This window comes from Sphaerisporangium rhizosphaerae (genome assembly GCF_042665155.1).
GTDB lineage: Bacteria > Actinomycetota > Actinomycetes > Streptosporangiales > Streptosporangiaceae > Sphaerisporangium > Sphaerisporangium rhizosphaerae.
The window spans coordinates 1-26,062 of sequence record NZ_JBHTCG010000033.1; the positions used below are offsets into that span (position 1 = coordinate 1).

Annotated in this window: 23 protein-coding genes; 10 read left to right on the top strand and 13 right to left on the bottom strand. The window is 71.5% G+C overall.

The features are described 5' to 3' along the window. Positions 1-478 precede the first annotated feature (478 nt). On the bottom strand, positions 479-1,816 hold the full coding sequence (locus ACFQSB_RS32655; protein ID WP_380830690.1) for a GH1 family beta-glucosidase: 1,338 nt from the start codon (positions 1,814-1,816) through the stop codon (positions 479-481). Positions 1,817-1,886: 70 nt separating this feature from the next. Between ACFQSB_RS32655 and ACFQSB_RS32660 the strand changes: the two genes are divergently transcribed. Continuing rightward, a complete protein-coding gene (locus ACFQSB_RS32660; protein WP_354851902.1) occupies positions 1,887-2,543 on the top strand; it encodes a TetR/AcrR family transcriptional regulator in 657 nt (218 codons plus the stop codon). A gap of 91 nt (positions 2,544-2,634) precedes the next feature. Beyond that, the gene (locus ACFQSB_RS32665; RefSeq protein ID WP_380830691.1) at positions 2,635-3,051 is read left to right on the top strand and encodes a MerR family transcriptional regulator; all 417 of its coding nucleotides are present in this window, start codon (positions 2,635-2,637) and stop codon (positions 3,049-3,051) included. A gap of 85 nt (positions 3,052-3,136) precedes the next feature. Here the strand turns inward: ACFQSB_RS32665 and ACFQSB_RS32670 are convergent, their stop codons facing one another. The 3 genes from ACFQSB_RS32670 to ACFQSB_RS32680 form a co-directional block, all read right to left on the bottom strand. Further along, positions 3,137-5,284: an ABC transporter ATP-binding protein gene (locus tag ACFQSB_RS32670; protein ID WP_380830692.1), complete on the bottom strand. Its 2,148-nt coding sequence runs from the start codon at positions 5,282-5,284 to the stop codon at positions 3,137-3,139. A gap of 92 nt (positions 5,285-5,376) precedes the next feature. Continuing rightward, positions 5,377-5,556 carry a hypothetical protein gene (locus tag ACFQSB_RS32675; RefSeq protein ID WP_354851907.1) on the bottom strand — a complete coding sequence of 60 codons (180 nt, stop codon included), beginning with the start codon at positions 5,554-5,556 and terminating at the stop codon, positions 5,377-5,379. Between the two features lie 804 nt (positions 5,557-6,360). After that, positions 6,361-6,984: a pentapeptide repeat-containing protein gene (locus ACFQSB_RS32680; protein WP_380830693.1), complete on the bottom strand. Its 624-nt coding sequence runs from the start codon at positions 6,982-6,984 to the stop codon at positions 6,361-6,363. 186 nt (positions 6,985-7,170) lie between these two features. Here ACFQSB_RS32680 and ACFQSB_RS32685 point away from each other — a divergent pair, with 186 nt between their 5' ends. From ACFQSB_RS32685 to ACFQSB_RS32700, 4 genes are all read left to right on the top strand, one after another. Further along, on the top strand, positions 7,171-8,463 hold the full coding sequence (locus ACFQSB_RS32685) for an ABC transporter substrate-binding protein (protein ID WP_354851911.1): 1,293 nt from the start codon (positions 7,171-7,173) through the stop codon (positions 8,461-8,463). Between the two features lie 72 nt (positions 8,464-8,535). Further along, a complete protein-coding gene (locus ACFQSB_RS32690) occupies positions 8,536-9,423 on the top strand; it encodes a carbohydrate ABC transporter permease (protein ID WP_380830694.1) in 888 nt (295 codons plus the stop codon). Continuing rightward, positions 9,420-10,295, top strand: a complete 876-nt coding sequence (locus ACFQSB_RS32695; protein ID WP_380830695.1) for a carbohydrate ABC transporter permease — start codon at positions 9,420-9,422, stop codon at positions 10,293-10,295. Before ACFQSB_RS32690 ends, ACFQSB_RS32695 begins: the two co-directional genes overlap by 4 nt. A gap of 94 nt (positions 10,296-10,389) precedes the next feature. Then, positions 10,390-11,715 (top strand): MATE family efflux transporter, encoded by a 1,326-nt coding sequence (locus ACFQSB_RS32700; RefSeq protein WP_380830696.1) that lies wholly within the window; start codon positions 10,390-10,392, stop codon positions 11,713-11,715. A 65-nt stretch (positions 11,716-11,780) separates the two neighbouring features. Here the strand turns inward: ACFQSB_RS32700 and ACFQSB_RS32705 are convergent, their stop codons facing one another. Further along, positions 11,781-12,770, bottom strand: a complete 990-nt coding sequence (locus ACFQSB_RS32705) for an ArsR/SmtB family transcription factor (protein ID WP_380830697.1) — start codon at positions 12,768-12,770, stop codon at positions 11,781-11,783. Between the two features lie 266 nt (positions 12,771-13,036). Between ACFQSB_RS32705 and ACFQSB_RS32710 the strand changes: the two genes are divergently transcribed. Then, on the top strand, positions 13,037-14,665 hold the full coding sequence (locus ACFQSB_RS32710; protein WP_380830698.1) for an MFS transporter: 1,629 nt from the start codon (positions 13,037-13,039) through the stop codon (positions 14,663-14,665). Here ACFQSB_RS32710 and ACFQSB_RS32715 read toward each other — a convergent pair. The 3 genes from ACFQSB_RS32715 to ACFQSB_RS32725 all read right to left on the bottom strand — a co-directional run bounded on the left by ACFQSB_RS32715 (position 14,643) and on the right by ACFQSB_RS32725 (position 17,452). Then, on the bottom strand, positions 14,643-15,077 hold the full coding sequence (locus ACFQSB_RS32715; RefSeq protein ID WP_380830699.1) for an ester cyclase: 435 nt from the start codon (positions 15,075-15,077) through the stop codon (positions 14,643-14,645). The two genes, ACFQSB_RS32710 and ACFQSB_RS32715, sit on opposite strands and share 23 nt — an antisense overlap. A 143-nt stretch (positions 15,078-15,220) precedes the next feature. Continuing rightward, positions 15,221-16,189: a zinc-binding dehydrogenase gene (locus ACFQSB_RS32720; protein WP_380830700.1), complete on the bottom strand. Its 969-nt coding sequence runs from the start codon at positions 16,187-16,189 to the stop codon at positions 15,221-15,223. Between the two features lie 57 nt (positions 16,190-16,246). After that, positions 16,247-17,452, bottom strand: coding sequence for an MFS transporter (locus ACFQSB_RS32725; RefSeq protein ID WP_354851925.1), 1,206 nt, complete (start codon positions 17,450-17,452; stop codon positions 16,247-16,249). A gap of 70 nt (positions 17,453-17,522) precedes the next feature. On the opposite strand from ACFQSB_RS32725, the gene ACFQSB_RS32730 reads away from it, so the two are divergent. Next, positions 17,523-18,014, top strand: coding sequence for a MarR family winged helix-turn-helix transcriptional regulator (locus tag ACFQSB_RS32730; RefSeq protein ID WP_354851926.1), 492 nt, complete (start codon positions 17,523-17,525; stop codon positions 18,012-18,014). Positions 18,015-18,273: 259 nt separating this feature from the next. Here the strand turns inward: ACFQSB_RS32730 and ACFQSB_RS32735 are convergent, their stop codons facing one another. From ACFQSB_RS32735 to ACFQSB_RS32750, 4 genes are all read right to left on the bottom strand, one after another. Beyond that, on the bottom strand, positions 18,274-19,275 hold the full coding sequence (locus ACFQSB_RS32735) for a DUF3037 domain-containing protein (RefSeq protein ID WP_380830701.1): 1,002 nt from the start codon (positions 19,273-19,275) through the stop codon (positions 18,274-18,276). Beyond that, positions 19,164-19,583 carry a hypothetical protein gene (locus ACFQSB_RS32740; RefSeq protein ID WP_380830769.1) on the bottom strand — a complete coding sequence of 140 codons (420 nt, stop codon included), beginning with the start codon at positions 19,581-19,583 and terminating at the stop codon, positions 19,164-19,166. Before ACFQSB_RS32740 ends, ACFQSB_RS32735 begins: the two co-directional genes overlap by 112 nt. A 44-nt stretch (positions 19,584-19,627) precedes the next feature. Beyond that, a complete protein-coding gene (locus ACFQSB_RS32745; RefSeq protein ID WP_380830702.1) occupies positions 19,628-20,665 on the bottom strand; it encodes a LacI family DNA-binding transcriptional regulator in 1,038 nt (345 codons plus the stop codon). A gap of 149 nt (positions 20,666-20,814) precedes the next feature. Further along, a complete protein-coding gene (locus ACFQSB_RS32750) occupies positions 20,815-21,597 on the bottom strand; it encodes an IclR family transcriptional regulator (RefSeq protein WP_380830703.1) in 783 nt (260 codons plus the stop codon). Positions 21,598-21,863: 266 nt separating this feature from the next. Between ACFQSB_RS32750 and ACFQSB_RS32755 the strand changes: the two genes are divergently transcribed. Beyond that, entirely contained in the window at positions 21,864-23,327 is a 1,464-nt protein-coding gene (locus ACFQSB_RS32755; RefSeq protein WP_380830704.1) for a benzaldehyde dehydrogenase, read from the top strand. Between the two features lie 25 nt (positions 23,328-23,352). After that, positions 23,353-24,735, top strand: a complete 1,383-nt coding sequence (locus ACFQSB_RS32760) for a CynX/NimT family MFS transporter (protein WP_380830705.1) — start codon at positions 23,353-23,355, stop codon at positions 24,733-24,735. Here ACFQSB_RS32760 and ACFQSB_RS32765 read toward each other — a convergent pair. After that, positions 24,686-25,981, bottom strand: coding sequence for an ABC transporter substrate-binding protein (locus tag ACFQSB_RS32765; protein WP_380830707.1), 1,296 nt, complete (start codon positions 25,979-25,981; stop codon positions 24,686-24,688). The two genes, ACFQSB_RS32760 and ACFQSB_RS32765, sit on opposite strands and share 50 nt — an antisense overlap. Positions 25,982-26,062: the final 81 nt, after the last annotated feature.

Here is a 26,062-nt window from a genome sequence, read left to right on the forward strand (position 1 = left end):
ACCCACCAGGAGTTCGAAGCCCTCTGGGTCAGGGCCACGCACCACCTCGACGAACGGGGCTAACAGGCCAGATCACCCAGGGCTCCGCCTAGAATTCCCACGTTCCGAATAAGACTCTCCGCCACTAGGCGCTGTCCACGAACGTCCACCGGCTCGGGCGCCGTAGCAGGCGCCGGCACCGCCGTACCACGACCCGCCGACCCGGCGCCGATCACCTCCAGCACGCGGCCGGGGGCGGAGAGCCGCGCCCGGTGAACGTAGGTGGTCACCGCACGGCGAATGTGAATCTTGGTCGACTCACACCACGCCACGAGGCCCTCGCTCATATCAAGATCATTCACCATGTCGCCGTCACCAACGTCCATGGGCAGTACAACTAGACCCGGACGGCTCGCCTGCCGTACCCCGCTCCGGGCGTCTCGCGTGCGCCGGTGTTCTCCAGACGGAGGTGTCCTGTCGCGGCGTCCGGTGGAGAGCTCTAGGCCGGCGTCCCGTGGTGGTGTTCGGCGGCGAGGCGGTTCTTGAGCCAGTGGTAGGACGCCTTCGGCGTGCGCTTCTGGGTGGCGAAGTCGACGTGGACCAGGCCGAACCTCTGGTTGTACCCCTCGGCCCACTCGAAGTTGTCCAGCAGCGACCAGACGTAGTACCCCCGCACGTCCACCCCCTCGGCCATGGCCGCGCGCAGCGCCGCGATGTGGCCGTCCAGGTAGGCGATGCGCCCCTGGTCGTCCACCACGCCGTCCGGGCCGGGCTCGTCGGCCTGCGAGCACCCGTTCTCGGTCACGTACACCGGCGGCAGCGCGTCGCCGTAGCGGGCTCGCAGGCCCGTGAGCAGCTCGCGCAGACCGTCCGGGACGACCGGCCAGCCGAAGGCGGTCGTCGGGTGGCCGGTGACGCCCGCGTCCACGAACGGCAGCCCACCGGTGTCCGCCCCGGGGGCGGGGGCGGCCACGCGGGTCGGGTTGTAGTAGTTGACCCCGAGGCCGTCCAGCGGCTGGGCGATGACCTCGAGGTCGCCGTCGCGGACGGCGTCGAGCGCGGGCACGCCGAAGGCCGACAGGTCCGGGTAGGAGCCGAGGAGCACCGGGTCGTTGAACAGCCTGTTGTGCAGGGTGTCGTAGGCGTCGGCGGCGCGCGCGTCCCGCTCCGCGTCCGAGGCGGCCCAGACCGGCGTGCAGTTGTTGGTGACCAGCACCCGTCCGGCGCCGTTCGCGCGCAGCGCCCGGGTGGCCAGGCCGTGCCCGAGGAGCTGGTGGTGGGCGGCGGGCAGCGCGTCCAGGAACAGCGCCCGGCCTGGCGCGTGTGTGCCCAGGGCGTAGCCGAAGACCATGTGGATGAACGGCTCGTTGAGGGTGATCCAGATGGGCACCCGGTCGGCGAGGCGGGCGGAGACGGTGTGGGCGTAGTCGGCCAGGCGGTGGGCGGTGTCGCGGTTCAGCCAGCCGCCCCGGTCCTCCAGGGCCTGCGGCAGGTCCCAGTGGAAAAGCGTGGCCGCCGGGGTGATGCCCTGGGCGCAGAGCCCGTCGACGAGGCGGTCGTAGAAGTCGAGGCCGGCCTGGTTGACCTCCCGGTCACCGCGCGGGTGGATTCTCGGCCACGATATGGAGAAGCGGTAGGAGTTCACCCCCAGATCCGCCATGAGCGTGACATCCTCTGACCAGCGGTGGTAATGATCGCAGGCGACGTCTCCGGTGTGGCCATCGCGCACGTTGCCGGATTCATGGGCGAAGGTGTCCCAGATGGACGTTCCCCGGCCGTCCTCCGCGGCGGCGCCCTCGATCTGGTAGGAGGCGGTCGCGGTACCCCAAAGGAACATGGTGACCTCCAGCAATATGAGTGATTCTCATGTTAAGCGCAGCAACCGGTTTCGGGAGGATGATGGGGAGATGATGAACGTCTCCGCAGGGACGCTTCGCCGCCGTCCCGCCCAGCGCCGCAGCCTCGAGCGGGTCGAGCGGATGCTGGACGAGTGCGCGCGACTGCTGGACGAGGTGGGCTACGACGGGCTGACCACCAAGGAGGTCGCCCGCAGAGCGGGAGTGCCCATCGGCACCTTCTACCAGTTCTTCCCCGACAAGCAAGGGCTCGTGCGGGCGCTGGCGCTGCGCAACCTCGACGGCTTCCTCGACCGGCTGACCATCCGGCTCGGCTCCGCCGAGATCACCGACTGGACCGACGCCGTCCACCTGGCCGTGGACGAGTTCGTCGCGATGAAGCGCACCACCCCCGGGTTCGCCATCGTCGACTTCGGCGAGATCCTGTTCTCCCCGGGCGGGCCGGCGCTCAAGGGCACCAACCGCCTGCTGGACGCGGCGCTGGAGAACAACGTCATCGTGGCCGACCGGCTAAGGGCGCTCACCATCGACCTGCTCGGCGCGCCCCGCGGGCCGGGTCTCGACCGCGCCCTCGTGGTGGCCGTCGAGGCGGCCGACGCCGTGCTCAAGCTCGCCTTCCGCCTGCACCCCGACGGCGACCCCGACCTGATCGCCGAGTGCAAGAACCTCGTCCGCCGCTACCTGGCCGACCACCTGCCCGAACGCTGAGGCCGCCCGGCCGGGCGGGGCCGCCGTACGGGAGAGGGCGGCGCCGCCGGAGGCTTGACCTGGAGCCCACTCCAGGTGGCATTCTCGGCGGGTGAGCATCTACACACCGGGACAGGTCGCGGAGGAGACCGGCTTCAGCCTCGACACCCTCCGCTACTACGAGCGCATCGGCCTGCTCGAGCCGATCGAGCGCAACTCCGCCGGGCAGAGGCGGTTCAGCGAGGAGGACGTCGGCTGGCTCGGCATGGTGCGGTGCCTGCGCGACACCGGGATGCCCATCGCCGAGATGCTGCGCTTCACCGCCCTCGTGCGCGGCGGGCGGCAGACCATCGGCGAGCGCATCACCCTGCTCGAGGCCCACGACCGGGAGGTGGAGGAGCAGATCTCCCGGCTCAGGGAGCGGCAGGCCGCCATCCAGCGCAAGATCCACCACTACCGCGACCTCCTCACCGAGCAGGCCGACCCGGCCCCCTGCGCCGCCCCCGGCGACCACGCCGCCTCCAACTGACCGGGCACACCCGCTCCCGGTCACCTCGGCAGGCGGCCGCGGCCGCCGGGTCCCGTCGTGGCGTCATCCGTCGCGTCGTGCGCGGTCAGACGGCGTTGGTGGGGGCTTGGCGGTCGTCGTGGGCGCGGCCGTAGGCGCTGGCCTGCAGGGTGTAGAGGTCGGCGTAGATGCCGTCGAGGGCCATCAGGTCTTCGTGGGTGCCCTGTTCGGCGACCTTGCCGTGGTCGAGCACGTAGATGCGGTCGGCGTACCGCACGCTCGCCAGGCGGTGGGTGATCAGCAGGACGGTGCGGCCGTCGGCGTGCCCGCGCATGCGCTCGAACAGCGCGTGCTCGGCGCGGGCGTCCAGGGCGGCCGTCGGCTCGTCGCAGATCAGCAGCGGGGCGTCGCGGTGGAAGCCGCGCGCCACCGCGATGCGCTGCCACTGGCCGCCGGACGGCTCGTGCCCGTCCTTGAAGCGCCGGTCGAGCAGCGTGCGGTAGCCGTGCGGCAGCTCGGCGATCACCTGGTCGGCGCCCGCGACCTCGGCGGAGGCGCGCAGGGCCGGCTCGCCCCTCTCAAGGCCCATGCCGATGTTGTCCCGCGCCGTGAGCGGCCAGCGGGTGTGGTCCTGGGCGATCACCGCGATGTTGCGCCGGAGCTCGTCCGGATCGACCTGGGCGATGTCCACGTCGTCCCACAGGACCCGCCCCTCGGCGGGGTCGTACAGACCCGCGATGATCTTGGCCAGCGTGGTCTTGCCCGAGCCGTTCTCGCCCACGAGCGCGACCACCTCGCCCCGGTCGATGTGCACCGAGACGTGGTCGAGCGCGGGCTCCTCCTTGCCCGGATAGTTGAAGGTGACGTCGTCCACGGCGATGCGGTCGAACGAACCTGGCGCGTGGCGCTCGCGCGGCGGCTCCGTGCGCCGGCCGGCCTGCTCGCAGAAGTCGAGGAAGTCGGTGAAGTACAGGCCCTCCTCGTACAGCCGGTTGGTGGCGTACATGAGGTTGGAGAGCGAGCTCTGGCCGGAGCGGATGGCGAGCACGGCCGTGCCGGCCACGGCCAGCGGCACGGCGCCGACGGCGAGCAGAACGCCCAGCGCCACGTAGACCAGGGCGGTGCCGGCGCCGCCCAGGGCCTCGCCGATGACGCGCGCCACCGCCTGGCGCCGGGCCATGCGCAGGATGGCGTCCTGCTCGGCGCCGGCGACCGCGTCGTACAGGCGGGTGAGGAACCGCCGCATGGTGAACGAGCGGACCTCGGCCGCCGTCGGCCGGGCCGCCATGAGGTCGCTGAGGATCCATTTGCGGCGTCGGACCGGGATCAGGGTGTACATCGTCGTGTAGCGCATGCGGGCCGCGCGGACGGCCGCCCAGGCGTCGGGCAGGACGGCCAGCAGGAGCAGGGGCAGCAGCACCGGGTGGAGGATGCCGAGCACGCCGGCGGCGGCGGCGATGCCGATGACGCCGGTGAGCAGGTCGATGGCGGAGTTCACCACGCTGTCCACCATGGACACGCCGCGCTGGCGGGCGCGTTCGAGGGCGTCGTGGAAGTCGGGGTCGTCGTAGCGGATGAGGTCGACGCGGCTGGTCAGCTCGTAGAGCTGCCGCTCGGCGATGCGCTCGACCTGTGGTTCGAGCCGGGCCTGCGCCCAGCCGGCGCCGGCCTGCAGGGCGGTGCGCAGCGTCGCGGCGGCCCCGACCAGCAGCAGGCTCGGCACCGCGGCCCTGACCCGCTCGGGCGTCGGCCCCGCGGTGAACAGTGCCTGGAGCACGCCGGTGGTGGCGAGCAGGCCGAAGGCGGTGAACACCCCGCCCAGCACGCTCAGCGCGATGGTGGCCGCCGTGTCGCGGCGGCTGGCCTGCCAGGCCAGGCGGACGGCGTGGCGGATGAGGGCGGGCAGCCGTCGGGCCACGGTGAGGAACCCGACGCCTGTCATCTTGTCGGCGTGGGCGTACCAGTCGCCGAGGGTGACCTCGCCGAGCTCGATCGACGCGTCGCCGGGAGCGAGGGCATCGGCCTGGTGCGGTGCGTCGTCGAAAGCCGGGCGATCGGCCCGGCGCGGTGCGTCGTTGGGAGCCGGGACGTCGGCCTCGTGCGGGGCGCTCGCGGACGGGGACGGGGCGCTCGCGGACGGCGAGGCGTCGGGGGGAGCGGTGACAGGGGCGGGGGTGTCGTGGGCGGGCGGGGGGGGGGCGCTCTTCGGCGTGGAGCCGTCCGGAGCGGATGGTTCCTGAGGAAGGTCGGCCATGCTCGCAGTGTGACCGCCGCCACCGACAAATTAAAGCGGCGGTGGTAAAGCATCACTTTTAAGTTGAAAGCGCAATTATTGCAGTAGGCGACTTATGTCCGGGCCGAGCGGCCGCGCGGCGAGCGCGGCGGCCCGCCGGGACGCGGCTCGCGCCGGCCGGCCGGACCCGCCGCGGGCCCCGGAAGGTCGGCGGCGAGGCGCTCGGCCTCGTGGTGCAGCGCGGCTATGAGGAGGAGTTCGAGGCTCAGGTCTTCGAGGTCGACGGTTTCCATCTGCGTCTCCCGACGTGAGGTGCCTTGCCGGCCCGGAGGTCGTCCGCGAGGTCGGCGCTCGGGGAATCTTACCTTCCGTGATGGCAGATCGCAGTCGTGGCCAGGGTAGATCACTCTTTGTAGGTAACGGGCGAACCGAAATCGGCGTTTGAGCAGGCAGGTTGCCGAGGGCGCCGGCGGAAGCGCCTGACCCCGTCGTCGCTCCGCCATCGATCTCCTGCCGTCCGGTCGTCGGCCACTGCCCGGCTGATCGTCTCTCGTCCCGGGAACGTGCCAAGCGGAGGTGGCCCGCATCCTGGCCCGGCGTCTTCCCTGTACGTGATCAGAGCAGGGTAACCAATACGGTCACAATTACGGAAGGTGGTATTTCGTGAAAATCTACCTATTCGGCGACGGGTGCCAGGGTGCACGGTGGCCTTGACATGCCTGCATCGGCCCACTGCCAGGAAATCACGATTCTTCCCCCGAAAGCCTGTTGTCCCGAAGCGCGGCGTTCGACAGCCTTCATACATGCGAATCGTGACGGGAAATGAGCGGGACGCGGTGCTTGGTGGAACACTTGCGTGTCGGCCGAGCCCCCTCGCCGGGGAGGCGAGAGCCGCCGGCGGGTGACCGCCGGGCGTGCGCAACGTCCCCGGCGGGGCCTCATCGAAGGCCGGCCGCCACGACGGCCCGTGTCCCGCGTGATGGGCGAGGTCACCTCGGAGGGGTGGAGACCGGACCCGGGGACACGCGGCCCGCGAGCTCGGGTCCCGGCGCCCATGGTGCCGACGACCCGGGCTCGCCCCCGCCGTGGACGACGGGTCAGCCGGAGCGCACGTCCAGCCCGAGGGCGGTGGCGATCAGCACCGCCTGCGCGAGGTCGACCACGGCTCCGCGCAGGTTGACGCTCAGCGGGTCGAGCGAGGACAGGTCGCTGCCGCGAAGGTCGCATCGGGACAGGTCGGCGAGCCGCAGCGAGGCGCCCGACAGGTCGGCCCGCTGGAGCGTGGCGCCCTCCAGCCGGGCGCCGGTGAGGTCGGCCTCGCGCATGCGCACGTCCGTGAAGGAGACGCCCCGCAGCTCGGCGCCGGACAGGCGGGCGAACGACCAGTCGCCGCCGTCGACCTTCAGCAGGTCGAAGGAGCAGCCGTCGAACTCGCTGCCGACCATCTTGCACCCGGTGAAGGCGGCGTCGAAGAAGTTGCACCGGGTGAAGGTGCAGTTGAGGAAGGCCGCGTCGGTGTGCCGTGAGGCGTTGAACCGCACGCGCCGGAAGGCGCAGCCGGAGAAGACGGCGCCCTGGTCGATCATCTCGGTCATGTCCACGTCGACGAAGGCCACCTGGTCGTGCCGCTCGCCCGTCACGTCCCGCCCGTCCCAGTCGTCGGACTCGATGGAGCTGAGGATCTCGGGCGCGGGACGGTCGCCGGTGGTACGGGAGCTCATGGCAGTGCCTTTCCGTGTGGTTCGCGCGGTGGCGGGGCCGCTATATGGAGACGTTATTCGCACACCCTTGACGGTGCGGGTTGTGAGATGGGTTGATTGCGTACTGACAACGTTGTCACCTTGGGCCTGGTACACGGGGGCGGGCTTACGTGCGACAGCTCCTCGAACCGTGAAGGGACCAGAGCAATGCGACGACGCTGGATGTCGGCCGTCGCGGTGACCGTGGCAGGCCTCCTGTCCCTCGCCGCCTGTGGCGGCGGTGGTGACGAGAAGGGCACCGGCGCCGATGGGAAGACCGCGAACAAGCAGGTTGAGGTCTTCTCCTGGTGGACGGGCCCCGGTGAGGCCGACGGCCTGAAGGCCATGCGCGAGATCTTCCAGAGGCAGAACCCGAACCTGTCGTTCTTCGACGCCGCCGTGGCCGGCGGCTCAGGCGACAAGGCCCGGGCGCTGCTGTCCAGCAAGCTGCAGGCCAACCAGCCGCCGGACACCTTCCAGGGACACGCGGGCGCCGAGCTGCAGGGCTACATCAAGGCCGGCAAGCTGGAGCCGCTGAACTCCCTCTACGACGAGCTCAAGCTCAAGGACGTCTTCCCGCAGCAGCTCGTGGACCAGATCACCTACGAGGGCAACGTCTACTCGGTCCCGGTCAACATCCACCGCTCGAACGTTCTGTGGTCCAACCCCAAGGTGCTGAAGGACGCGGGCATCTCGGCCGCGCCCAAGACCATCGAGGAGTTCATCGCCGACCTCGAGGCCGTCAAGAAGACCGGCAAGATCCCGCTGTCCATCGGCTCGGAGTGGACCGTCGTCCACCTGATGGAGAGCGTGCTGCTCGGCTCGCTGGGCACCGACGGCTACAACGGGCTGTGGGCCAAGGGCGCCGACTGGTCGGGCCCGAACGTCACCAAGGCGCTCACCGACTTCAAGACGATCCTGTCCTACGCCGGTCCGCCGCAGGACGACTGGCAGCCCGCCGCCAAGCAGGTCGCCGACGGCGCCGCCGCGTTCAACATCATGGGCGACTGGGCCTACGGCTACTTCCACAACGCGCCGGACGGGGGCCTGGGCAAGAAGTCCAAGGAGGACTTCGACTGGGCGGCCTCGCCGGGCACGGACGGCACGTTCATGTGGCTGTCGGACAGCTTCACCCTGCCGAAGGGCGCGCCGAACAAGGACGGCGCCCTCGCCTGGCTCAAGGTCGCGGCGAGCAAGGAGGGCCAGGACGCCTTCAACCCCAAGAAGGGCTCCATCCCGGCCCGCAAGGACGCCGACAAGAGCCTCTACCAGGACTACCTGGAGTGGGACCTCGGCCAGTGGGCGAACGACAAGCTGGCGGGCTCCATCCAGCACGGCGTGGTCGCCAACGACGCCTGGAAGACGGCCATCACCGAGGCGGTCGGCCTGTTCCTGCAGAGCAAGGACCCGGCCAAGCTGCAGCAGGCCCTGGTCGAGGCCGCCAAGACCAACAATCAGTGAGTTGATCTCTTACGGCTCGCGCCCGCGTCGCTCTTCAGGCGCGGCGGGCGCGGGCCTTCGCTGGGGGTAAGTGTGTCGCGCGTCCGCAGATGGCTGCCGGGTCTGCTCCTGGTCACGCCGTCGATCATCGCGATAGCGGTCTTCGTGTACGGAATGCTCGGCTGGAACTTCAAGCTGGCCATGACCGACCGGCACGACGAGATCTCCGCCGGGAAGTTCGTGGGCCTGACGAACTTCGTCTCGCTGTGGGACCAGGAGCGCTGGGGCATCTCGGTCAGGCACGCCATCGTGTTCACCGTCGTGTTCGTGGGCGGCGCCCTGGCGCTCGGCTGGCTCCTGGCGTTCCTGATGGAGAAGGGGATCAGGGGTGAGGGCGGCTTCCGCGCCATCTACCTGTTCCCGATGGCCATCTCGTTCGTCGCCACGGGCGTGGTGTGGCGCTGGCTGATGAACAGCGGCCAGGACGCGCAGGCGGTGGGGCTGAACCGGCTGTTCGACGCCGTCGGGCTGGGGTTCCTGCAGAACGAGTGGTTCCGGGGCCAGGACTGGGGGATGGCGGCGATGGCCATCCCCGCCGTCTGGCAGATGTCCGGATATGTTATGGCATTGTTCTTGGCCGGGTTCCGCGGTGTGCCGGACGACCTGCGCGAGGCCGCTCGGGTGGACGGCTGCAAGGAGTGGCAGGTCTACCGCTACATCGTCTTCCCGTTCCTGCGGCCGGTCACCCTGTCCGCCCTGATCATCCTCGGGCACATCTCGCTCAAGGTCTTCGACCTGATCGTGTCGGTGTCCGGCAAGCAGATCATCACCGACGTGCCCGCCGTCTTCATGTGGGTCGCCGTCTTCGACGCCCACGACCCGGCCAAGGGCGCCACGATCGCCGCCTACATCGTCCTGACCGTCGCGGTCTTCGTCGTGCCCTACCTCATCTGGAACGCCCGCAGGGAGAAGCGCTCATGAGCACGGCCGTCGCGGCCCCGTCCAAGACCCGGCACCAGGCGCCGCCGGCGGCCCGCCGGGCCCGCTGGCCGCTGTACCTGCGGTTCGCGCTGCTGCTCATCTTCGTCCTGGTCTTCCTGATCCCGATCTACGTCCTGCTGGTCACCAGCTTCAAGCCGCTGACCGAGGCCGATCCGAGCCAGGCGTGGAGCCTGCCGAAGGTCTGGACGACCGAGGCGTGGCAGGTGGCCTGGGAGAAGCTCAAGCCGGGCATCGCCAACAGCTTCCTGCTGGCGATCCCCGGGTCGCTCATCTCGGCCGCGCTCGGGGCGATGAACGGGTTCGTCCTGTCCAAGTGGCGCTTCCCGGGCGCCGACGTGGTGTTCACGCTGTTCCTGTTCGGCATGTTCATCCCGTACCAGGGGGTGATGATCCCGCTGGTCCAGCTCATGGTGGATCTGGGGGTGTACGGGGGCATCCCCGGGCTCGTGCTGGCCCACGTCGTCTACGGCATCCCGATCTGCACGCTGATCTTCCGCAACTACTACGTGACGATCCCGGACGAGCTCATGGAGGCGGCCAGGGTCGACGGCGCGGGGATGCTGCGCACCTTCTGGTCGATCGTGATCCCGGTCTCCGGGCCGGCGGTCGCCGTGGTGATCATCTGGCAGTTCACCTCGATGTGGAACGACTTCCTGTTCGCGGTGTTCCTCACCGGGCCGACGTCCTGGCCGACGACCGTGATGCTGAACAACATCGCCGGCGCGCAGACCGTCCCCTACAGCCAGCAGATGGCCGCCGCCATCCTCGCCTCGATCCCGACGATGGTCGTCTACGTGCTGCTCGGCCGCTTCTTCATGCGCGGCCTCATGGCCGGCGCCCTGAAGGGCTGAGGTGGTGTAAGTGGCGTTGCCGCTTGGAGGTCCTTACCGGTAGGGTCGGCATGTAAGTGCCGAAAGCCCATTCCGATCCTTACCGGAGGGGTGCATGACTCCGCACGCTCCGCATGCCGACCGGGCCGGGTCCACGCTGCGGCAGTTGATCACGCTGGCCGTGCCCGCCCTGGGCGTCCTGGCCGCGGAGCCGCTCTATCTGCTCGTCGACACGGCCGTGGTCGGCCATCTCGGCGCGGTGCCGCTCGCGGGACTCTCGGTCGGCGCGATCGTTCTGGCGCAGATCGCCACCCAGATGACGTTCCTGTCCTTCGGCACGACCGCGCGCGCGGCCCGGCTGCACGGCGCGGGCCGCCGGGCCGACGCCGTGGCCATGGGCGTGCAGGCGACGTGGCTCGGCGCGATCACCGGGCTGGCGCTGGTCGTGGCCGGGCAACTGCTCGCCGGGCCGATCGCCCGTCTGCTCGCCGGCGACGACCAGGTGGCCGAGGCCGCGGTGGGCTGGCTGCGCATCGCCCTGTTCGGCGCCCCGATGATCCTGATCACCATGGCCGGAAACGGCTGGATGCGCGGCGTGCAGGACATGCGGCGCCCGCTGCGCTACGTCCTGACGGGCAACGCGATCTCCGCGGTGCTGTGCCCGGTGCTGGTGCACGGGCTGGGCTGGGGGCTCGACGGCTCGGCCGTCGCCAACGTGGTCGCGCAGCTCATCTCCGCGAGCCTGTTCGTGCGGGCGCTGGTGAGCGAGGGCGTGCCGCTCACGCCGGTGCCCGCCGCGATGCGCGCCCAGCTCGGCATGGCCCGCGACCTGGTGCTGCTCGGGCTGGCCTTCCAGGCGTGCTGGGTGTCCGCCACCGCGGTGGCCGCGCACATCTCCACGGCGGCGGTCGGCGCCCACCAGGTGGTGTTCCAGCTGTGGATGTTCCTGGCCTTCGTGCTCGACGCGCTGGCCATCGCCGCGCAGGCGCTGGTCGGGGCCGCGCTCGGCGCGCGGGACGGAGAGCGGGCGCGCCGGCTGGCCTGGCAGGTGGCCGGCTGCGGGCTCCTCTTCGGGACGGTGCTCGGCGTCGTGTTCGCCGCGCTGGCAGGCACCCTGCCCCACGTGTTCACCGCCGACGCGGCCGTGCTGGCGGAGATGCCGCGCGCGTGGTGGTTCTTCGTCGCGCTGCAACCGGTCGGCGGCGTCGTGTTCGCACTGGACGGCGTGCTGCTGGGCGCCGGCGACGCGGCGTACATGCGCACCGCGACGCTGTGCGCGGCGGCGCTGGGGTTCCTGCCGGTGGTGTGGGCGTCGCTGAGCCTCGGCTGGGGGCTGGTCGGGATCTGGTCGGGGTTGTCGCTCTTCCTGCTGATCCGGATGACCACCCAGCTCGCCCGGCTCCGATCCGGCCGCTGGGCCGTACTCGGCGCGATCCGCTGACCCGTAGTGGACGGCGGACGGCGGGGGACGGACGCCGGGGGACGGGGCCGCGGGACGGGGGCCGGTCAGGCGCCTTCGGACAGCGCGTCGCCCAGCGGGGTGCGGTGGTACAGCACCGAGCGGCCCACCCGCGTGCCGGTGATCAGACCGGCCTCGCGGAGCGCCGCCACATGGTCGCCGGTCCCGCCGACGCTCATGTCGAGCAGGGCGGCGAGCTGCGTCGTGGTCGCCGGCAACCGCAGCAGGATCGCCGTCCGGGTGGCGCCGATGAGCCGGGTGAGCCCCCGCGGCGGAGCGTGCTCCGCCGCGATGCCCCGGGCCTGATAGACCAGAGCGTACGGCCAGGCGTCCTCCAGGTACGCACCCACCCCCGGCCCGAAGACGGTAGGGACCAGCAGCAGCCCCCGGCCGCCGAGCCGGTGCCGCTCGTCCTTCCCCGCGGCCTCCATCCGCACCGCGATGTGGCCCGGGCCGTCGACGGCGCACCAGCGCACCCGCGGGTCGAGGTCGTCGAGCGCCGCCGCCCACCCATAGGCGGCCAGGCGCCCCGCGCGGTAGGCGACGTCGCGTTCGAGGATCGCCTGGAAGCGCGGCCAGCCGGGCGCGAGGATCTCCTCCCAGGTGGCCCGCAGCACGTCGGCCAGCAACTGGACGATGTCGGGCCGGTCGAGGACGGCCAGCGCCTCGGGGGAGGGCGGAGGGCCGCCGCGCAGGTTCCTCGCGATCTCCTCGCGCGCCTGGGCGAGGGGCGTGGCCCGCATCACCGCCAGCTCGTCGTCGAAGGCGACGTTCACCCCGGCCGGGGGCGGGGCGATGAAGTCGGCGTTGTACTCGCCCCGCCGGAACAGCGAGACCAGCGCTCCGAGCGCGGGCAGTCGCGCCAGCAGCCGCTCGTAGGCGGGCCGGTGCCGCTCCACCCACGGCCGGTGCACCCCCGCCTCGTACCGGCCGGACAGCAGCCACAGGGCGTGCATGGTCTCGATCAGCCGCGAGACCGCGAACCGGCTGGTCATCACATCCTGCGGACTGACCTCGACCCGGATCACCCTCCCCACGTCACCCTCCCCTCCACGTCGTTCGCGCCGTTCGCCCTGGTCCTGGGCGTCTTCGCGCAGGGACTCTCCCGGGGCCTGCCCGCCTGCGGTCCGCCCCTGTGCCTTGGGCATGGGGGAGAAGGGCGCCGTGACGGTGGGGTGGGGGACGGTGGTTCCGGCGCCCCTCGTACGGCGGGTGACTCGGCCCGAGCGGCTTGTGCCGGGCGTTTCATCGTCTTCGTCGCTGACCTTTCGGTTATTTCCGAAACTTTAGCCATGGTGGGCCGATGGCCGCAGCATCGTGGCGGGAGGTGGCGGTGACCAGGACAGACCACACGCGACGGGCGACGTTCGGCCAGGTGTTCGCCGTGCCCGAGTTCCGCGTGCTCTTCGGGAGCTTCGCGCTGCTGGTGGCGGGCGACACGGTCAAGATGCTGGCGTTCGCCGCGCTGGTGTACGGACGGACCGGTTCGGCCGGTCTGTCGGCGCTCGCCTACATGAGCGGGTTCCTGCCGTACGTGCTCGGCGGGACGTTCCTGCTTTCGCTGGCCGACCGGATGCGGCCCCGGCGGCTCATGATCGCGGGCGAACTGGTCCGTGTCGCGGTCTGCCTGGCGCTGGCCTCCGGCGGTATGCCCGTGTGGGCGATGCTGCTGCTGGTCGTGGTCACCGGGACGCTCAACCCGGTGTTCGGCGCCGCGCGCACCGCCACGCTCCCGGAGTTGCTCCCCGGGGACTCCTACGTCCTCGGCCGCTCGGTGCTCACGATCACCTCCGCCGGTGCGCAGATCGGCGGCCTGGCCGCCGGGGGCGCCGTCCTGTCCCTGGCCGGCCCCGGGGGAGCCCTGCTGATCACCGCCGCGCTGTCCGCGGCGGGCGCCGTCCTGCTGCGGCTGGGCCTGCCCGACCACCCGCCCCGCGCGGCCGTCCCCACCGCCGTCCCCTCGTCGCCGGGCAGGGCCGAGACCGCGGCGAGCGGCACGGGAAGCGTGCTGGATCGGCCGTCGGCGGAGAGCACGGAGATCAGTGGCGGCGGGGCGGGGGTCGGTGGCGGCGGGGCGGAGACCGGTCGCGGACGGCACGGGGCAGGGCACGCACGGGCGGAGGCCGGTCGCGGACGGCACGGGGCAGGGCACGCAAGGCTTGACCTGGGGGCGGCCGAGGGGAACGCGGTGCGGGCGTCGCTGCGGGTCAACCGCCGGCTGCTGGCCGACCGGCGTGTCCGCGCGCTGATGCTGTGCAACTGGATCCCGGTGATGTTCGTGGCCGGCGCCGAAGCCCTCGTGGTCCCCTATCTCAACGAGCGAGGCGCCCCGTCCCAGGCAGGGTTCGTGCTCGCGGCGTTCGCGGTCGGGATGGCGCTCGGGGACCTCGTCGTCGGCAGGTTCGCCGCTCCGGCCATGCGCGAACGGCTCTCCTTCCCGCTCGCCGTGGCCTCGGGGGTGCCGCTGGCCGCCTTCGCCGTGCGGCCCTCGCTTCCGTGGTGCCTGGCGCTCGGCGTGCTGACCGGGGCGTGCCTGGCCTACAACCTGGGGCTCCAGCGCCGGTTCGTGGACGCCGCGCCGCCGGACGCCCTCGGCCAGGCGTTCGGCCTGTTCACCTCCGGCCAGATGACCACGCAGGGCCTCGGCGCCGCGCTGGCGGGCGCGATCGCCTCGCTGCTCCCCGCGCACCTCGCCATCGCGGTCATCGGCGGCGCCGCCGTCCTCGCGGCACTCGCCCTCGCTCGCCACCTCCGCCCCGAGCGCGCAGAGCCGGCAGAGCCCGCGGAACCCGGACGACCCGTGGAGCCTTCAGGACCCGGACGGACCGCGGGGTCCTCGCGGCCCGCACGGTCCGATCAACCCGCGGACGCCGCCCCGCCCGTCCAGGCCGGTGAGGGTGGGGCCGCGGTCATCGAGGTTGGGAGAGGCTGAGCCGGGCGCCGAGACAGGTGAGAAGTTCCAGCTGGTCGTAGTAGATGCAGTGCATGGTGATCAGGCCGTTTCGAAAGGCCCGCGTACTGCACCCGCGGATGGTCACTCCCCGCCCGGTGGCTTCGATCACCTCGCCGTCGGGCATGAGGAACGGCCCGTTGTGAGTCCCGGTGAGGATCCATTCCATGATCACGCAGTCCCCGGAGAGCATCTTGTTCCACGGGGTCAGCTGGAGATCGGGGAAGGCGTCCAGGAAAAGGGCCCAGAAGGACCCGATCTCGTCGCGGCCCTCGCCCTTGCCGCTGGGCGACATGTAGAACGCGTCCTCGGTGTAGCAGCGGGTCAGCGCGCCGAGATCGTGCTTGTTGATCGCGTTGACCATCCGGCTGGTGACTTCCTCGAAGTCGGACATCGCGAGCCCCCTTTTCCTCGCGTCACCTGTCACGGTACTCCGCCCGCCCCGGCGCCGCCCGACGGGAAGACCCGCCACAGCCTCCTTGGGCAACCTCATCGTGAACCTCAGGCCACCGGTGGGAAAAGCCGCCCTCGTGAACCTCAGGGCAGCAGCAAAGCCTTGCCGGGGACCTCGCGCGCCTCGATCGCCGCGTGCGCCTCGGCGGCCCGGACGAGGGGGAAGGTGCGGCCGATGACCGGCTCCAGCCGGCCCGCCGCCGCCTCGGCCATGGCCCGCTCGGCCAGCCGGTTCCGCTCGGCAAGACCGAGCTGCACGTCCTGGATGCCGCGAACGGTGATCTGGCGCCGGCCCGCCTCCGCCGGATCGATCGCGCTGAAGCCGCCGCCGGCCGCGCCGTGCGCCGAGAAGCGGGCGCCCGGGGCGGCGATCGCGAACGCCGCCTGCCCGATCCGGCCGCCCGCGCCGTCGAACACCACGTCGGGGCCGCCGGTCACCTCCCGGACGTGCTCCGCCCAGCCGGGCTCGGTGTAGTCGACGACGACGTCGGCGCCCATCCGCTGGGCGAGGTCCAGTTTGCGCTCCCCGCGCGCCGCCGCGGTCACCCGCGCCCCGGCCGCCCGCGCGAGCTGGACGAGCAGGATGCCCATGCCGCCGGCCGCCGCCGTGACCAGCACCCGGTCACCCGGCTTGACCTCGGCCGCGTCGAGGACCGCGAGCCCCGTCACGCCGTCGTGCATGAGGGCCGCCGCCCACGTGGGGTCCAGGCCGTCCGGGACGGCGAGCAGCGCCTCCGCCGGGACGGCCACCCGCTCGGCGTACCCGCCCTGGGAGTCCGGGGTGCAGGCCGCGACCGTCAGGCCGGCCCAGGCGGCGTCCACGCCCTGGCCCGTGGCGCTCACCCGCCCGGCCACCGCCCCGCCCGGCACGTACGGCGGCTCGACCGCGAACCACTGCCGGGCCGTCCCGGAGCGGATCTGCGTCTCGACGAACAGGGTGTCGGCCGCCGCGACGTCGATCACGACCTGTCCCGGCTCCGCCACCGGATCGGGCACCTCCGCCGCCACCAGCACCTCGGGGCCGCCGAACCGCTCCACTCGTACAGCGCGCATGCCGCCACTCCCTCTCATGGGACGACCGTCGTCCGAGGGGCAGTCTTGAACTTCAACTCAAGGTGAAGTCAACTCCGCCGTCGCCTCGGCGGGCGCTCGGCGCACGTCCGGCAGTGCAAGCACGGCCAGATTGGCGGCGGCGACCAGGACCGCCCCGGCGACCAGCGGCGCCGCCGTGCCGGTCACGGCCGCGACCGGCGCGGCGACGGCCAGGCCTAGTGGCCGGGCGGCGAAGGAGATGAGCCCGTCGAACGCTCCCACGCGGCCCAGGGCCTCCTCCGGGATGCGCTGCTGCAACGACGTCTCCCAGAGAGGGGTCAGCACGCCGAGGCCGAACATGGCGACGCAGTAGGCTCCGGCGACCACCGCCAGCGGCATCGGCGGGCCGAAGGCCGCCAGGGGGAGCGCGTAGGCGGCGGCGCCGACCGCGACGGCCGCGAGCGGGCGGCGGACCGGCAGCCGGGGCGCGGCGTAGACGCCCACCAGCAGGCCGACGGTGCCGAGCTGGGTGATCAGCACCCACGAGGCCTCACCGCCGAGATCGCGCACGGCGATCAGCGGGCCGAGCGTCAGCAGGAAACCGGCGGCCAGGTGCCACACTCCGTGGCCGAGCACGCTGGCCAGGAACCACGGGTGCCGGCGGGTCTCCACCCATCCTTCGCGCAGGTCGGCGAGGAACGACCCGCGCGGGCCCCGCCGGACGGCGCGGGCGGGTCGCAGCCCGCCGAGCGTCAGCGCGGAGACGGCGAACAGTCCGCCGGTGAGCAGCGAGGACCAGCCCGGGCCGAGAGCGAGGACGAGCGCGCCGGCCGTGGCGGGAGCCACCACCTGGGCGAGCCCCTGGGCCACGCCGATGCGCGCGTTCACGCGCAGCCGCTCCTGATCGGCCACCACGGCCGCCACCAGCGTCCGCACCGCGGGCGTCCCGAGGGCCAGGCCCGCGCCGGTGATCGCCGACAGCACCGCGATGTCGGGGATGCGGACCACGCCCGCGAGCAGTTCCGCCGCGACGCCGAGCTGTGCCGCGCCGCGCACCAGGTCGGCCGCGAGGACGACCCGCTGCGGAGGGAAGCGGTCGGCGACCACCCCGGCGACCGGGAGCATGAGCAGCATCGGGATCATCTCGCAGGCGAGGACGAGCCCGAGGTCGCCGGCGGAGCCGGTGGCGCGGACGACCGCGAGGGTCAGCGTCGTCGGGATCAGCGCGGTCGCCAGGGCCGCGATCGTCCGCCCGACGAGCAGGCGGCGCACAGGTGAGCTCATGGGCCGAGAACATATTTCGCTAGCTAATCTTTTGTCAACGAAATACTTGTCGGCGTAGCATACTTACGGGATGGAGGACTCCGTCGATCGGCATCTGGCGCGGTGGCGCGACAAGGCGCCGTTCGACGAACGGGTCGAGGCGATCATCACGCGCATCCAGCTCCTGGGACGCCACGTCGCGCACGCCAAGGACCGCGCGCTGGCCGAGGTCGGCCTTCAGGGGTTCGAGTTCGAGACCCTGCACCGCCTCGTGGCCCGGGGCGAGCCCTGGCGGGCGACGCCGTCCGAGCTGGCCACCGAGCTGATGGTCTCGCCGGCCGGCATGACCGGGCGCCTCGCGACCCTCGAGAACGCCGGCCTGGTCCGCAGGCTGCGCGGCGTCGAGGACCGCAGGCGCGTCGACGTCGAGCTCACCGAGCAGGGGCACGCCCGGTGGTACGCCGCCATGGAACTGCGCGGCACCGCCGAGGACGGCATGGTCCACCCCCTGACCCAGGCCGAGCAGGACACCCTGATCGCCCTCCTCAAACGCATGCTCATCCAAGCCGAGTCCACCCGCTGAGCCATAGCCCTTCGATGCGAACCTGAATCTCGGCGCGCTCAGCGAAGACGCGTGGCTCGTGGCCGACAGGTGGAAGGACGCCGCTCCTCCGTGGTTCCGCCACGGCCTGGCCGCGCGCTGCGACAAACGCGCCTAGATGTCCTCCGCGCCGTCACCCTGGCCGTCCTGATCATCTGGGTCCCAACGTGATCCACGAAACAGCACTCAGCCCACCAGAGCCGGCCACTACTCGAACGGGACCTTCGGCAGATCGAACAAGTCAGAGCAATGCTCGAATGAGGCTGGCTGCGCGGGCACTTACCGCGCCGACGTCTTCCACGGCATGAACGTCGGCGCCGAGTGCGCGGAAGACCTGTTCCGCCTCTTCGTAGGCTGTGTCCTGTTGAGGCGTCTCTGGCGTCGCAATGACTACTTGCAGGTCTACATCCGGCGCGACTTCACTCACTCGGCCCCGCGCGTCGACCACTCGGGCTTCGTCGCCGCGGCGTAGGCGCTCCAACGCAAAGCCCCAGGCCTTGACCTGGGTGAGTAGTCTTTCTGAGCCGGTGACGCGGAAAGACCATCCTTGGGCTAGTTGTACTACTCTGCCATTGGCGATGGCAATATCTACCGTAGAATGCAACCTGTCACCGATGAATACATCCGATTTAGGTCGTAGTAGATGTGCCGGTATCTCGGCCCGCACATAAGCCTTGCGTAGATCTTGAACCACTCGATCTTTGCCGATGGCGACCTGCCGACGTTGTGATGCCGGATCGATGATCATGTGGTCGAAGATGATGTCCAAGGCTGCTTCAGCGTGGGTGGCAACGATCGGCGCAGGAGGGCTGAGTTGCACGACGTTCCGGTGATCATGATGTAGCTCGGCTAGCCAGTCCGCACTAAGTGTGTGACCTGCCCCGGTTTCCAAGGCTTCGCGCGCTTCGCCGATCTCGCTACTCATGCGAGCGAGGAATCGGTCTGTTACATCGATGGCCGATGCCGGTGCGAACTTCTTGATCCGGTCCGTGTTGCTCAAGCGCCGCACAGCCCAATCTCCTGTTGCGGCATCTCCAGCCACGGCGCCGACGTTCACGAACTCCCCGGTACGCGGATCAGGAAGGCAGCGAACGATTGAGTAGATGTATCTGCCCAATGGATGTACTCCCTTCAGATCAGCGCTCGGAGTCGGTTGGCTACCGCGGGTGCTCTGTGCTCGAGGAACCAACCGAGCGTGGCCAAGGCTTCGTCGGCCACTGGCCACGATGCTGGCACGGCACACAGGATGTTGACGAGAGCGTCGCGATCAATTTTCTCAAGAGCTTCGGCAACGGTCTCGACGGCCCCCTTATCCAGGCCGGCCGGGCTGTCAGGCAGCTCGTTGGGCTCGTCAGCGGACAGGTGGAGGAACTTGCTCTCGATGTGTCCATCGTTGGGTGGTAGATACAGGCCGTGGTCATGCGAGTAGATCGATTGGTCGTCGTCGAGGTCGTGGAGCCACTGGGAATCACTGCCCCAACACCAGTCGTAGAGGGCATATACACCGACTGGTGATATGCACATCTGCCCCTTTTGTCGTTGCAGGCGCATGGAAGTGGCGGCCCTATCTCTCCGTAAAAGCCGGGTGAGACGGGTCAGGCGGGTGGGGGGAGTTCGCCGGAGCCTCGGGGGATGAGGTGGGTGGGGAGGCGGATGCGTTCGACCGGGCCGGTCTCGCCGGTCAGGCGGCGGAAGAGCAGTTCGGCGGCGGTGCGGCCGAGGCGGGTCGGGTCCTGGGCTACCACGGTGATCGCCGGGTTCAGCAGGTCGGCGAGCGCGAAGTCGTCGAAACCGACGATGGCCGGCCGTGACGCCTCCGCGCCGGGGGTGACGCGGCAGGGGAGGACGGCCGGGCCGGTGGACAGGGTCTCCAGGGCGCGCAGGGCGGCCATGGTTAGCTGGCCGTTCCCGGTGAACAGGGCGGTCGGCGGGTGGTCGAGCGCCAGCGCGCCGGCCACGGCCGCGGTCACCCGGCTCTGCTCGGGGACGCCCATGGAGACCAGCGCCGGGTCGTACGGGAGGCCGGCGGCCTCCAGCGCCTGACGGTAGCCGCGCAGCCGTTCCTGGGCGGTGAAGATGGCGGCCTGGTCGCCGAGGAAGGCGATGCGGCGGTGGCCGTGCGCGATGAGATGGGCTACGCCCGTCCTCGCGCCTCCGTCGTTGTCGCACAGCACGGTGTCCACCTCGACGGCGGGGCCGGGGGGACGGTCGGCGAAGACGGCGCGGGTGCCCGCGGCCAGCTCGGGGGCGAGGTAGCCGTGGTCGTACCCCGCCGGCACGATGACCAGCCCGTCGACGCGCCGGGCGCAGAAGGCCAGCACCAGCGCGCGCTCGCGCTGCGGGTCCTCGCCTGAGGAGCCGGTGAAGACCAGGGAGCCGTTGCGCAGCGCGACATCCTCCACGGCGCGGCTCAGGCCGGAGTAGAACGGGTCGGCGACGTCCTCGATGATGAGACCGATGCTGGCCGTGCGCCCTCGCCGGAGCACCCGGGCGCCGTCGTTGCGGCGGTAACCGAGCAGCTCGATGGCCTGGCGCACCCGTTCGGCGGTCGCCGCGTTGACACCCGGCTCGTCGTTGACCACGCGGGACACCGTCTTGAGCGCGACGCCTGCCGTGGCCGCGACGTCGTTCATCGTAGGCCGCCCGCGCCTGGTCTCTGCCACGCTCCGCATCATTCCGTATCGGAGCGCGATGTGACAACGTTGTCACGAGCTCTGACCGGGGCGTCAGACCCCGAAGTGACGTCGCTGCCGGGGGCCGATGGTGCCGGGATGTGGGAGGTTCAAAGGGCCGAGGGGTGGGGGCCGGTGGTGGTGTGGAGGTCGGCCTCGACGCGGGCGGCGGTGGCGAGCAACGGGGGAAGCAGGTCGCGGCGGGCGGAATCCACGGTGGTGCGGCTGGCGTGCGAGGAGAGGTTCACGGCCGCGACGACCTGGCCCGCTCGGTCGCGGATGGGCGCGGCGATCGAGCGCAGGCCCTCCTCCAGCTCCTGGTCCACCATGGCCCACCCCTGGGCCCGCACTCGTTCGAGTTCGGCGGCCAGCGCGTCGCGGGAGGTGATCGTGCGGGAGGTGCGCCGTTCGAGGTCGGCGGAGGCGAAGTAGGCGTCGAGGTCGGCGGGCGGCAGCCAGGCGAGCAGAACCCGTCCCATCGAGGTGCAGTGGGCGGGGAAGCGCGTGCCGATGCTGATGGTCACCCGCATGATGCGCGTGGTCGGGACCCGGGCCACGTACACGATGTCGCCGTCGTCGAGCACCGAGACCGAGGCGGACTCGTGGACCTCGGCGACCAGCCGTTCCAGGTGGGGGAGGGCGACCTCGGGCAGCGACAGGCCGGACAGGTAGGCGTACCCGAGCTCCAGCACCCGGGGGGACAGCGCGAACAGCCGGCCGTCGGTGCGGACGTACCCGAGCTCGACCAGCGTGAGCAGGAACCGGCGCGCCGCCGCGCGGGTGAGGCCGGTGGAACGGGCCACTTCGCTCAGCGTGAGCTCCGGATGCGCGGCGTCGAAGGCCCGGATGACCGCGAGCCCGCGGGCCAGCGACTGGACGTACTCCTCCGCCATGGTCAGGTCCCCTCTCGCGGTGACCGTTATACCAGCAGGCGTACGCGCGGCCGCTCATACCAGCGGATGTGGGGCGGCCGAAAGTGCGGTGGGGACGGGTGTTTTCGGACATTGACGCGGTTTGGTCGCAGGGATAGCTTGCACTGACACGTTCGTTCTGCGGAGTTCGTGTTCGCAAGGCGAACGAGCGTTGACGGCCCCTTGGAGCGCCTGCGGCGGGCGGCGGTGCCGGCTCAGCGACAGAGCACCACGGAAAGGCGTTGACCATGGAATTCCTCGACCCGAAGATCTGGTCCGGATCGGTCTACGGCGGCAGCGGCTGGACGGGGTCCCAGGCCGGCGACGCGGCGGTGATCGAGCCCGCCACCGGCAAGGAGATCGGCCGCGCCGGGATCGCCGGTCCCGCCGACATCGCGACGGCGGCAGGGCAGGCCGCGCGGGCCCAGCGCGCGTGGGCCGCCGCCTCCTTCGAGGAGCGCGCGGCCGTCCTGCGCAGGGCCGGCCGGCTGTTCGAGGACCACGCCGCCGACATCCAGCACTGGCTCGTCCGCGAGTCCGGCTCCATCCCCGGCAAGGCCGCCTTCGAGACCCACGTCGCCGCGCAGGAGTGCTACGAGGCCGCCGCGCTGGCCTCCCAGCCGCCCGGCGAGATCCTGCCGACCGCGAAGCAGCGCCTCAGCCTGGCCCGGCGCGTGCCGGTGGGCGTGGTGGGGGTGATCGCGCCGTTCAACGCGCCGCTGATCCTCGGCATCCGGTCGGTCGCCCCGGCGCTCGCGCTCGGCAACGCCGTGGTGTTCAAACCCGACCCGCGCACCGCCGTCTGCGGCGGCGTCGCCATCGCCCGCGTCTTCGAGGAGGCCGGACTGCCGGCGGGCCTGCTGCACATGCTGCCCGGCGGCGTGGACGCCGGCGAGGCGCTGGTCACCGACCCGCGCGTCCGCGTCGTGTCGTTCACCGGCTCGACGGCGGCCGGACGCAAGGTCGGCGAGCTGGCCGCGCGGCACCTCAAGCGCGTCCACCTGGAGCTCGGCGGCAACTCCGCGCTCATCGTCCTGGACGACGCCGACGTGGACCTCGCCGTCTCGGCGGGCGCGTGGGGCTCGTTCTTCCACCAGGGGCAGATCTGCATGACCGCGGGACGGCACCTGGTCCACGCCTCGGTCAAGGACGAGTACGTCGAGCGGCTCGCCGCCAAGGCCGACCAGATGCCGGTCGGCGACCCGGCCACCCAGCAGGTCGCCCTGGGCCCGCTCATCGACCGGCGGCAGCGGGACAAGGTCCACGCGCTGGTCACCGGCAGCCTCGACAGCGGGGCCCGCCTCGCGGCCGGTGGCACCTACGAGGAGCTGTTCTACCGCCCGACCGTGCTGACCGACCTGACGACCTCCGCGCCCGCGTACGCCGAGGAGGTCTTCGGCCCGGTCGCTCCGGTGATGCCGTTCTCCTCCCTGGAGGAGGCGGCGTCGCTGGCCGGCGACAGCGAGTACGGGCTGTCGCTCGGCATCCTTACCCGCGACGCGATGAAGGGTCTGGCGCTCGCCGACCTCATCCCCACGGGCATCGTCCACATCAACGACCAGACCGTGGACGACGAGGCGGTGGCGCCGTTCGGCGGCGTCGGATCCTCCGGGACCGGGTCGCGGTTCGGTGGCACCCGGGCGAACATCGAGGCGTTCACCGACACCCAGTGGGTGACCATGCAGGGCGACATCGCGCGCTATCCGTTCTGATGGCCACCGATAGGCTCCGGGGTCTATGAAGCCCCCGGCCGCCCCCGATCCCGGACCAGAACGCGAGCGGACGCCGGACCCCACCCCGGTCGGCCCCGACGCCGGACAAGAAGGCGAGGGGACGCCCGAGTCCGCCTCGCCCCCCGGTTCCGGCCAAGAACGCGAGCGGACGCCCGCCCCGTCTGCGGGTGGCGGGCGTCCGGCTGCGGCGGGTGTGCTGCTGGTGGCGGGTTTCGTGCTCGCCGCGCTGAACCTGCGGCCCGCGCTCGCCGGCGTCTCGCCGCTGCTGAGCGAGATCATGGCCGACCTCGGCCTGACCCCGGCCGCCGGCGGGGGGATCACCACGGTCATGGTGGTCTGCCTCGGCCTGCTGGCCCCGGTCGCCCCCGCCCTGGCGGCCAGGGCCGGGCTCGACCGCACGCTGCTCATCGGGCTGCTCATCCTGGCCGCGGGCACCCTCGTGCGCGGACTCGGCGGCGTCGTGACCCTCTACGCCGGGTCCGCCATCGCCGGCACCGCCATCGCGATCATGAACGTGGTGATGCCCGGGGTGGTCAAACAGCACTTCCCCGACCGCGTCGGCCTGTTCACCGGCGTCTACGTCTCGGGCCTGGTGACCGGCGCCGCGTCGGCCTCGGCGCTGATGGTGCCGATCGAGCAGCGGTACGGCTGGCGCGTGGCGGCCTGCTCGGTGGCCGTCCTGGCGCTGGCGGCGGCACTGCTGTGGGCGCCGCAGGCGTTCGGCCGGCTCGCGCGCGGCGGGCGCGCCGGCGCCGGGCACCGGCCGTACGCCGCGCTGCTGCGCAGCCGCGTGACCTGGTACGTCATGACCTTCATGGGCGTGCAGTCGCTGACCTTCTACATCCTGCTGGCCTGGCTGCCGACGATCTTCCGCGACTCCGGGCTGCCGGCGGACCAGGCCGGCTACCTGCTCGCCCTGACCAACCTCGCACAGCTCGCCGCCACCCTGACGGTGCCCTCGCACGCCGGCCGGGCCCGGTCGCAGGCGCCGCACATCGTGGCCGCCGCGCTGCTGACGGCCGCCGGGTACGTGGGCGTGCTGTTCTGGCCGGCCACGGTGCCGTGGCTGTGGATGATCATTCTCGGGGTGGGGCAGGGGGCGTCGATCGCGCTCGCGCTGCTGATCATCGCGCTGCGGGCGCCCGACCCGGCCTCGGTGACCGCGCTGTCGGCCGTGGCGCAGTCGTCGGGCTACCTGCTCGCCGCGCTCGGTCCCTTCCTGATCGGGCTGCTGCACCAGCTCTCGGGCGGCTGGACGGTGCCGCTGGCCGTGGGGCTGGCGGCGTGTGGGCTGCAACTGGTCTCGGGCGTGCTGGCGGGGCGCCCGCCGGCGCCGCTCACGGATTCGTCGGGGCCAGGTCGGCGCCGAGGGGGACGGCCGGGTTGAGGCTGTTGTCCACGACCATCATCTCGTAGGGGAACCGTCCGACGCCCCTCTTCCACTGCACCCCCACGGGCTGCTGGACGGCGACGCCCGGCACCGGCCCGCGGGAGAAGTCCAGCACGCCGGACATGCCGGAGTAGTTCAGCGTCCTGAGCCGCGCGGCGACGGCCTGGCGGTCCCGCGGCGAGTCGACCTTCGTGAACGCCTGGTGGGCGATCTCGAACAGCGAGTAGACCGAGCCGAGGGTCTGCAGCCACTGCCGGCCGCTGGCCGACTGGTAGGCCTCGGCGAGGTTCTTGGCGCTCTCGCCGTCCAGCGAGGAGGTGTTCGGCATGTAGGGGCCCCACCAGGAGTCGGTGGCGATGTTGTCCACCAGGCCGCCCAGGGGCAGCGTGTCGGAGGGGAACAGCAGGACCTTGGCCACCGTGGCCAGCCGGGGACGGAACCCCTCGCTCGCCGCCTGCCGCCACATGCGGTTGAAGTCGGGGGTCAGCGGGGCGTTGATGAAGATCTCGCACCGCTCGCGCCGGAACTTGGCGATCATCCGGGCGAAGTCGCGGCCGTCGTTGTAGGCGCCGCCGTCCACCCAGGTGTATCCCGCCTTCTCGATGATCGCCGGCCAGGCGCGCCGGAAGGCGTTGCCGTCGGCGTCGTCGGGGAACATGCCGGCCACCACCTTGTTGGTGGGGACCCGGTTCCACATCGGGACGAAGCACCCGCCGAACTGGTCGACGCCGAGGAAGAACATCGTCGTGTACGTGAAGGGGCGGGGATGGGCGGCGTCGGCCTGGCGGGAGAAGTACCAGGCCTCCCAGGGGACGACGGTCGCGACGCAGGGGATGCCCTGGGCCTCGCACACCGACGCCACCGGGTTGGTCGTCTCGGGGGCGGAGCTGGTGAGGACCATGTCGGCCCGGTGGTGCGCGATGAGCTCACCGGCCGCCCGCGCGGCCAGCCGGGGGTCGGACACGCTGTCCTTCACCACGATCTCCACGTCGTACCTGCGGCCGCCGACGGTGAACCCGTTGGCGTAGGGCGGGGTCTGGCGGACGCGGTCCACGACGAAGTCGTCTCCGGAGGCGAAGCCGGCGAGCGCCCCCGATCGGGGGCTGACGAAGCCGATCACGATCTTTCCGCTGTCGGTCCGGATCTCCTCGCCGGGCGCGCCGCAGGCGGCGCCGGCCGCGGCGAGGGCGCCAAGGCCCACGCCCTTGAGTAAGGCGCGGCGGGGGAGGGACGATCCGTGCATACATGCCTCCGATATCGGCGCGGCCCGCCCGTCCGTCGCCGGACCCGGCGCGGGACGGCACCGGTCTTTCTGAAATGTCGG

What these genes read in the sequence shown, in the direction of transcription:
- ACFQSB_RS32680 (WP_380830693.1), bottom strand. Translation starts at nt 6,984, where the DNA reads ATGAGCTCCCGTACCACCGGCGACCGTCCCGCGCCCGAGATCCTCAGC.
- ACFQSB_RS32675 (WP_354851907.1), bottom strand. Translation starts at nt 5,556, where the DNA reads ATGGAAACCGTCGACCTCGAAGACCTGAGCCTCGAACTCCTCCTCATA.
- ACFQSB_RS32725 (WP_354851925.1), bottom strand. Translation starts at nt 17,452, where the DNA reads ATGAGCTCACCTGTGCGCCGCCTGCTCGTCGGGCGGACGATCGCGGCC.
- ACFQSB_RS32750 (WP_380830703.1), bottom strand. Translation starts at nt 21,597, where the DNA reads ATGGCGGAGGAGTACGTCCAGTCGCTGGCCCGCGGGCTCGCGGTCATC.
- ACFQSB_RS32720 (WP_380830700.1), bottom strand. Translation starts at nt 16,189, where the DNA reads ATGCGCGCTGTACGAGTGGAGCGGTTCGGCGGCCCCGAGGTGCTGGTG.
- ACFQSB_RS32765 (WP_380830707.1), bottom strand. Translation starts at nt 25,981, where the DNA reads ATGCACGGATCGTCCCTCCCCCGCCGCGCCTTACTCAAGGGCGTGGGC.
- ACFQSB_RS32700 (WP_380830696.1), top strand. Translation starts at nt 10,390, where the DNA reads ATGACTCCGCACGCTCCGCATGCCGACCGGGCCGGGTCCACGCTGCGG.
- ACFQSB_RS32760 (WP_380830705.1), top strand. Translation starts at nt 23,353, where the DNA reads ATGAAGCCCCCGGCCGCCCCCGATCCCGGACCAGAACGCGAGCGGACG.
- ACFQSB_RS32655 (WP_380830690.1), bottom strand. Translation starts at nt 1,816, where the DNA reads ATGTTCCTTTGGGGTACCGCGACCGCCTCCTACCAGATCGAGGGCGCC.
- ACFQSB_RS32730 (WP_354851926.1), top strand. Translation starts at nt 17,523, where the DNA reads ATGGAGGACTCCGTCGATCGGCATCTGGCGCGGTGGCGCGACAAGGCG.
- ACFQSB_RS32755 (WP_380830704.1), top strand. Translation starts at nt 21,864, where the DNA reads ATGGAATTCCTCGACCCGAAGATCTGGTCCGGATCGGTCTACGGCGGC.
- ACFQSB_RS32695 (WP_380830695.1), top strand. Translation starts at nt 9,420, where the DNA reads ATGAGCACGGCCGTCGCGGCCCCGTCCAAGACCCGGCACCAGGCGCCG.
- ACFQSB_RS32740 (WP_380830769.1), bottom strand. Translation starts at nt 19,583, where the DNA reads ATGCGCCTGCAACGACAAAAGGGGCAGATGTGCATATCACCAGTCGGT.
- ACFQSB_RS32670 (WP_380830692.1), bottom strand. Translation starts at nt 5,284, where the DNA reads ATGGCCGACCTTCCTCAGGAACCATCCGCTCCGGACGGCTCCACGCCG.
- ACFQSB_RS32710 (WP_380830698.1), top strand. Translation starts at nt 13,037, where the DNA reads ATGGCCGCAGCATCGTGGCGGGAGGTGGCGGTGACCAGGACAGACCAC.
- ACFQSB_RS32715 (WP_380830699.1), bottom strand. Translation starts at nt 15,077, where the DNA reads ATGTCCGACTTCGAGGAAGTCACCAGCCGGATGGTCAACGCGATCAAC.
- ACFQSB_RS32660 (WP_354851902.1), top strand. Translation starts at nt 1,887, where the DNA reads ATGATGAACGTCTCCGCAGGGACGCTTCGCCGCCGTCCCGCCCAGCGC.
- ACFQSB_RS32685 (WP_354851911.1), top strand. Translation starts at nt 7,171, where the DNA reads ATGCGACGACGCTGGATGTCGGCCGTCGCGGTGACCGTGGCAGGCCTC.
- ACFQSB_RS32745 (WP_380830702.1), bottom strand. Translation starts at nt 20,665, where the DNA reads ATGAACGACGTCGCGGCCACGGCAGGCGTCGCGCTCAAGACGGTGTCC.